A 5,896-nucleotide genomic window follows, 5' to 3' on the forward strand; every position below is an offset into this window, starting at 1 on the left:
GCTTAATGGTGTCAACTTAAGCCCTGGCGAATGGAATTCACGGCTACACAAACAAAGTCCGCCTGCGCGGACTAAGGAAAAATCAAGGATTGAAACCCACGCAGGTGGGTTTTGCCTGTGTAGACGCGGTTTCTAACCGCCCGTTTTACGTTAAGTTGACACCAATGAAGCTCTTGCTTTACCCCTACGTTTAGAATCAAACAATCAAGCCGTTTGCAGTATAGTTCCTGACTCCTGACTCCTACTCTAAACAGCTTTTTGATGTCTGACTTCAACAACTGTATGCACATTCCCACGAGGGGTAAAATCTGTTTTCACAGTAATTGCTAAAGGATCACAAGCTGCAACTAGATCATCTAAAATTTGATTGGCTGTTTCTTCATGGGAGATATAGCGATCGCGGTAGCTGTTAATATAAAGCTTGAGCGCCTTCAACTCTACTACCTTTTCATCTGGAATGTATGTAATATAAATAGTCGCAAAGTCAGGATAACCGGAAAAAGGACATTTACAAGTAAATTCCGGTAAAGTAATATTAACGTCATAGCGTCTGCCAATGCGGGGGTTAGGAAATGTAATTAATTTCCCTTCCGCAATTTCGCGTTCACCATATTTCATTTCTGGACTTGCTGGAGATACAGTTTCAGGTGCAAGGTTACTCATTATGTTAATAAAAAGAAATGCAGAGATTGACAATTATTAACTTAACAGTTTTTAACATTTCTCCCCAGCTTCATGAGTTACCTACTCAATTTCTTTTTCCCAATCTGGACAAATTTCATCATCCCAACCATGAGGGTGCATACCACAGACTAGCAAATTACCACTGTAAACCTGTCCATGATAGTTACTACAACCAATACAAGCAGCATTTTTTTCTAGTGTAGCTTCTACTGCATAGGGAAAACCAGGATCTATATCCTCGGATATGTCCCCTAATTCCCAATAAATTTCCAAAAATGGTTCGGTCAAGTCCTGTAAAAACTGTTCGTGCAAAGTAGCGAAGGTATCAATATCAGCCACCAATGCGTTTTGTACTTCTTCAGTAATCTCTTCCGTAATCTCAAAAAAAGCGTCTACCATATCATTTATTTCTAGGAAGAACTGCTCTACTTCATCAGTCACGGCTTCAATCATGCCTATTAAGTCTTTTTGCCACTGTTCCATAACTTGTACTCTAAAAGGCTAAAAACATGACGCTTAACACCGCTTGACTGGAAGCTATCGAGTTTACGGTTGGTAATTGCAACTGAAACCATCTTGGGTACAGCGTCATTTTTCGAGAATTACGAGAATTAAATGTTACTGATACCCACAGTAAAAAATTGCTTTTTACGGTTCACGTTGCAGCCGTTTTAACTCTTCCTGTAGTTCTAGCACTTGATTGCGTAGTTGATCTACATTATCGCCATTTTCTTTATTTTCTTTTGTCGTCTCTTTCACCCTTGGTTCTTCGTCAACCTCTAAAATTTCAATCCGACGAGGTTCGGAAGGGGCTGTTTTTTCAGGCGTTTGTCCAGAGGTTGATTGCTGTTGGGCTTGCTTCATCATATCTTCGACAAAGCGGCGAGCCTCTTCTGTGTTCATCTCACCTTTGGCTACCATTTCATCTGCCAATTTTTGAAATTGCGATCGCATCTCGGCTAACTTCCCCCCAGCTTTTTCGCCAGCGTAAGATGCTAACCCCACACCAAGATAAAAAGCTTTTTGTACAATATCTCCAAAACCAGGCATTGCTGCTGAAAGCTCCTACAAATAAGGCGACCCGGAGACTACGCCTACCACAAGCATCCCTTATTGCTGCTACCTTCCGGTCCTGACAAAGTTTGGGCGTTGAAGTTGCATAGATCCAGGTCTTTCATCATCATAACACGAAAATTCAAAATTTGTGGACTATTCCACAACAATTCGCCATTCAAATAATTGATAACTGACACAATCGTTCTGTACCAAGGGGTCAGCCAATACTATTGCTTGTGCCTCATCCATTGATGCCGCCTCAAATAACATCATTCCACCACCCTTTTGCGCCCAATAACCTGTTTTAGCTTTGTGTCCTTTAGTAATCAACTCTTGTACATAGGCTCTATGGGCAGGTACATATTGGTCAAAGGTGGGTTTCTCAACCTTACCAGTTTCAATTTTGACAAACCAAGCCATATCTTCAGATGAGATTTTAAATGAATAATTTCTGATTTATCACAAAATATCATGATTTGTTATCATATTTGTGCTGATTCATATATTTTTATGATTTATGTAATATTTCATAGCCACACGCTACCCATTTACACATCCATCCTGTATAATTATCTAGTAAAAGCAGGAGAATTAAATGAGTCGCTTTTTCGTTGCCCTCTTACCACCACAAAATATCCAAGAATATGCAAACGAAATTAAACAGTATTTTGCAGATAAATATGCCTCCTACAGTGCTAAAAAATCACCCCCCCATATTACCTTACAGCCGCCCTTTGAATGGGCAGATTATTCCCTATTGAGTCTAGAAACATCTTTGGAAGCATTCGCTATTCAACAGCAATCAATTTCCATCACATTCAACGGGTTTGCTGCCTTTCCGCCTCGTGTTGTATACATGGATGTAGTCAAAAGTCAACCACTTTTGAATTTACAAACAGATTTAGTTACACATCTAGAAACCAACTTAGGGATTATTGATGAAGTCGGAAAAACTCGCCCCTTTATCCCCCATCTCACAGTAGCATTTCGGGATTTAACAATGGAGAGCTTTCGGATTGCTTGGCCAGAATTTGTCCAGCGTCAGTTTTATTCTGAATGCACAGTAAATCATTTAACTCTACTCCTGCATGATGGCAACTGCTGGAATATTAAATCAAAATTTCCGTTTCTACCATCCGGCAAATGATGCTAAAATTTGTGAGATTATCTAGAAATTTACTAATAATTTGTTAAGTTTTTAAAATTCAGTTGAATTAACTGGAAATGACTGTAATAATGATTTAGAAAATAACTTATCAAAGGTTTCTAATCGCATTAGTCATTGTTCAGGATTAGATTGTACAGATTTAGAAAAGTTACGTGATTCCTGGAAAAAACAGTTTGAAAATTCAGATGAAACACGCAGGAATGAGTTAATTTATGCCTTATTAATGCTTAAAAAAGTTAAGGATAAAAACACTAAAGAGGACTATTGGGAAGATATTAAACCACCAAGTGATTGGACTAATACAGAGGAGGTATTTAGGGATGAATTATTAAGGCAAATAGCTAAATTTTACTCAGAATAGAGTAATTGTGCTAAATATCATATTCCTGCTTTTATGCAATTTTTAAGACATTTTTCTACTTTGAATTAATTTCACCCTATTCTCTCCTTTCCCCCGCCGTTCTAATCAATTCCCCAATCAAAGCCACAATCGCAGTCATAGAAATTAACATTACACTTAAAGCATTAATATCCGGTTTGACTCCCGTTCTAATGCGACTAAAGATTTCCATTGGTAAGGTATTAGTACCACTTCCCGCAGTAAAACTAGCAATTAAAAAATCATCTAAACTCAACACAAATGCCAATAAACACCCAGAAATAATTCCTGGCATTAATTGAGGTAATAAAACTAAAATAAAAGCTTGTGTTGGTGTCGCACCTAAATCTAAAGCTGCTTCTTCCAAATGGGGATTAATATTATTCATCCGCGCAGACACTACCAAACCAACATAGGATAGACAAAATACGATATGGGCGGCGATAATAGTCCATATACTCAAAGGAATAGCAAAGGCTGCTAAACATACTAGGGTAGAAACTGCGATCGCAATATCAGGAATTAATAACGGTAAATAAGCAATTCCCTGATATAATTTCTTACCAGGAAAGTCATAACGTGCCAACCCCACAGCCATTAATGTTCCCATAACAGCAGAAACCCCCACAGCACAAAAAGCCACCACCAAACTATTATATAACCCCGATAAAATCCGGTCGTCATTAAATAATTTTCCGTACCATTCCAGGGTGAAACCTTGCCATGTAGCACTGTAGGGGGACTGATTAAAACTATAAAAAGCCAGTACCAGGATAGGTAGGTACATAAACACAAATATAATCAGTGCAAAAATCACCTGCCATGAAACACGCGGTTTATTTATTTTTTTGTATATATTCATGCTACTTAATCAATGCAAATATTTGGTTATCGTGTCATACTATACTGATTTTTTTGTTCTCAGTCAAGTTAAAAATTACAACCATGATGATTATATTATGTCTAATTTATTTCTTAAGTATCAGACATTTACATTACCTCAGGTAGACAAAAAATATCAAATATAAAACATAAGATTTGGTAGTAATCATAAAGAAGGGTGGTTTTTATATTTTTAGCTATTTCTGCGTTAGTTATTTCATTTATTCATCAACTAACTAGAAATAGAAATCTGATATCTTAGGAGATTGACATGAAAATTGCTCAGGTTTCCCCACAGTGGGAGAGAGTACCCCCACCAGCTTATGGTGGCATAGAATTAGTAGTGGGGTTATTAACTGATGAATTAGTCCGTCGAGGACATGAAGTGACATTATTTGCATCAGGAGATTCTTTAAGTTTAGCCAAATTAGTATCAGTGCATCCCCGCGCTTTAAGGCTAGATCCTACAATTAAAGAGCCGGCTATTTATGAAATGCTGCTATTAGCTTCAGTTTATGAACAAGCAGAAAATTTTGATATCATCCATTCTCATGTAGGACTAGGAGCGCTAGTTTATGCCAATTTAGTCAAAACTCCTACAGTTCACACTTTACATGGAATTTTTACTCCCGATAATGAAAAAATCTTTAAATATGGCAAAAAACAGCCTTATATTAGTATTTCTAATTCTCAAAAAGAACCCCGGCTAGGATTAAACTACGTAGACACTGTTTATAATGGCATTGATGTTAGTAGTTATGAATTTTATCCCCAACCAAATGAACCATCTTATTTAGCTTTTTTAGGGAGAATGTCTCCAGAAAAAGGACCACATTTAGCAATTGAAATTGCTAAAAAAACTGGTCGGAAGTTAAAAATAGCAGGTAAGGTAGATTTAGTAGACTTGGAATATTTTGACCAAAAAATTAAACCACATATTGATGGTAAACAAATTGAATATTTAGGTGAAGCCAATCATCTACAAAAAAATGCCCTTATGGGGGGTGCTTATGCAACTTTATTCCCCATTACTTGGCGAGAACCCTTTGGATTAGTCATGGTAGAATCAATGGCATCAGGTACACCTGTAATTGCCATGCGAATGGGTTCAGCAGAAGAAGTGATTGTTGATGGTGAAACAGGTTTCCTTTGTAATAATGTGGCAGAATGTATTCATTCTCTTGACAAAATAAGTAACTTAGATCGTTACGCTTGTCGTGAATATGTGGACAAAAATTTTAGCGTTCAGCACATGACTGATGGTTATGAAGCCGTTTATCGCCAGCTAATTGCCGAAAACTTAGCTCAACAAAATGGTTTTCCCCGCAATGCTTTAGTTACTCAGTAGGGGTGCTTGTCGGTTAAGGAAATGTAGGTTGGGTTGAGCGACAGCGAAACCCAACAATATCCTTGATAATGTTGGGTTATGGCTAATAGACATCTCCGGTAAAGATTGTAGAGACGTTCCATGGAACGTCTCTACAGGGGTTTCATGTCACGCATATTTAATTTTCGCCAGATGTCTAATGACAAAGAACCCAGATGTGTAGGGGTAAAGCAAAAGCTTAATGGTGTCAACTTAAGCCCTGGCGAATGGAATTCACGGCTACACAAACAAAGTCCGCCTGCGCGGACTAAGGAAAAATCAAGGATTGAAACCCACGCAGGTGGGTTTTGCCTGTGTAGACGCGGTTTCTAACCGCCCGTTTTACGTTAAGTTGACACCA

General features: G+C 38.0%; 8 protein-coding genes and 1 other RNA gene. 3 read left to right on the forward strand and 6 right to left on the reverse strand.

Annotated elements, in window-relative coordinates; all coding sequences use genetic code 11:
* Window positions 1-246 precede the first annotated feature (246 nt).
* From queF to IQ228_RS19210, 5 genes are all read right to left on the reverse strand, one after another.
* Window positions 247-663: a preQ(1) synthase gene (gene queF / locus IQ228_RS19190; RefSeq protein ID WP_027404005.1), complete on the reverse strand. Its 417-nt coding sequence runs from the start codon at window positions 661-663 to the stop codon at window positions 247-249.
* An 81-nt stretch (window positions 664-744) separates the two neighbouring features.
* Window positions 745-1,167 (reverse strand): hypothetical protein, encoded by a 423-nt coding sequence (locus IQ228_RS19195; RefSeq protein WP_027404004.1) that lies wholly within the window; start codon window positions 1,165-1,167, stop codon window positions 745-747.
* A 165-nt stretch (window positions 1,168-1,332) separates the two neighbouring features.
* Window positions 1,333-1,734, reverse strand: a complete 402-nt coding sequence (locus IQ228_RS19200; RefSeq protein ID WP_027404003.1) for a phasin family protein — start codon at window positions 1,732-1,734, stop codon at window positions 1,333-1,335.
* Window positions 1,735-1,759: 25 nt separating this feature from the next.
* Window positions 1,760-1,856, reverse strand: an RNA gene (ffs, locus tag IQ228_RS19205) — signal recognition particle sRNA small type.
* Window positions 1,857-1,893: 37 nt separating this feature from the next.
* On the reverse strand, window positions 1,894-2,160 hold the full coding sequence (locus IQ228_RS19210; protein ID WP_027404002.1) for a YciI family protein: 267 nt from the start codon (window positions 2,158-2,160) through the stop codon (window positions 1,894-1,896).
* A gap of 175 nt (window positions 2,161-2,335) precedes the next feature.
* On the opposite strand from IQ228_RS19210, the gene IQ228_RS19215 reads away from it, so the two are divergent.
* A complete protein-coding gene (locus tag IQ228_RS19215; RefSeq protein ID WP_027404001.1) occupies window positions 2,336-2,887 on the forward strand; it encodes a 2'-5' RNA ligase family protein in 552 nt (183 codons plus the stop codon).
* A gap of 244 nt (window positions 2,888-3,131) precedes the next feature.
* The gene (locus IQ228_RS19220; RefSeq protein ID WP_193963969.1) at window positions 3,132-3,269 is read left to right on the forward strand and encodes a hypothetical protein; all 138 of its coding nucleotides are present in this window, start codon (window positions 3,132-3,134) and stop codon (window positions 3,267-3,269) included.
* Window positions 3,270-3,345: 76 nt separating this feature from the next.
* On the opposite strand, the gene IQ228_RS19225 is transcribed toward IQ228_RS19220, so the two are convergent.
* Window positions 3,346-4,074 carry an ABC transporter permease gene (locus tag IQ228_RS19225; RefSeq protein WP_027404007.1) on the reverse strand — a complete coding sequence of 243 codons (729 nt, stop codon included), beginning with the start codon at window positions 4,072-4,074 and terminating at the stop codon, window positions 3,346-3,348.
* A gap of 366 nt (window positions 4,075-4,440) precedes the next feature.
* Here IQ228_RS19225 and IQ228_RS19230 point away from each other — a divergent pair, with 366 nt between their 5' ends.
* Complete coding sequence (locus IQ228_RS19230) at window positions 4,441-5,517, forward strand: glycosyltransferase family 4 protein (RefSeq protein WP_193963971.1); 1,077 nt, start codon at window positions 4,441-4,443, stop codon at window positions 5,515-5,517.
* Window positions 5,518-5,896 lie beyond the last annotated feature (379 nt).

The sequence above is a fragment of the Dolichospermum sp. LEGE 00246 genome (assembly GCF_015207865.1).
Classification (GTDB): Bacteria; Cyanobacteriota; Cyanobacteriia; order Cyanobacteriales; family Nostocaceae; genus Dolichospermum; species Dolichospermum heterosporum.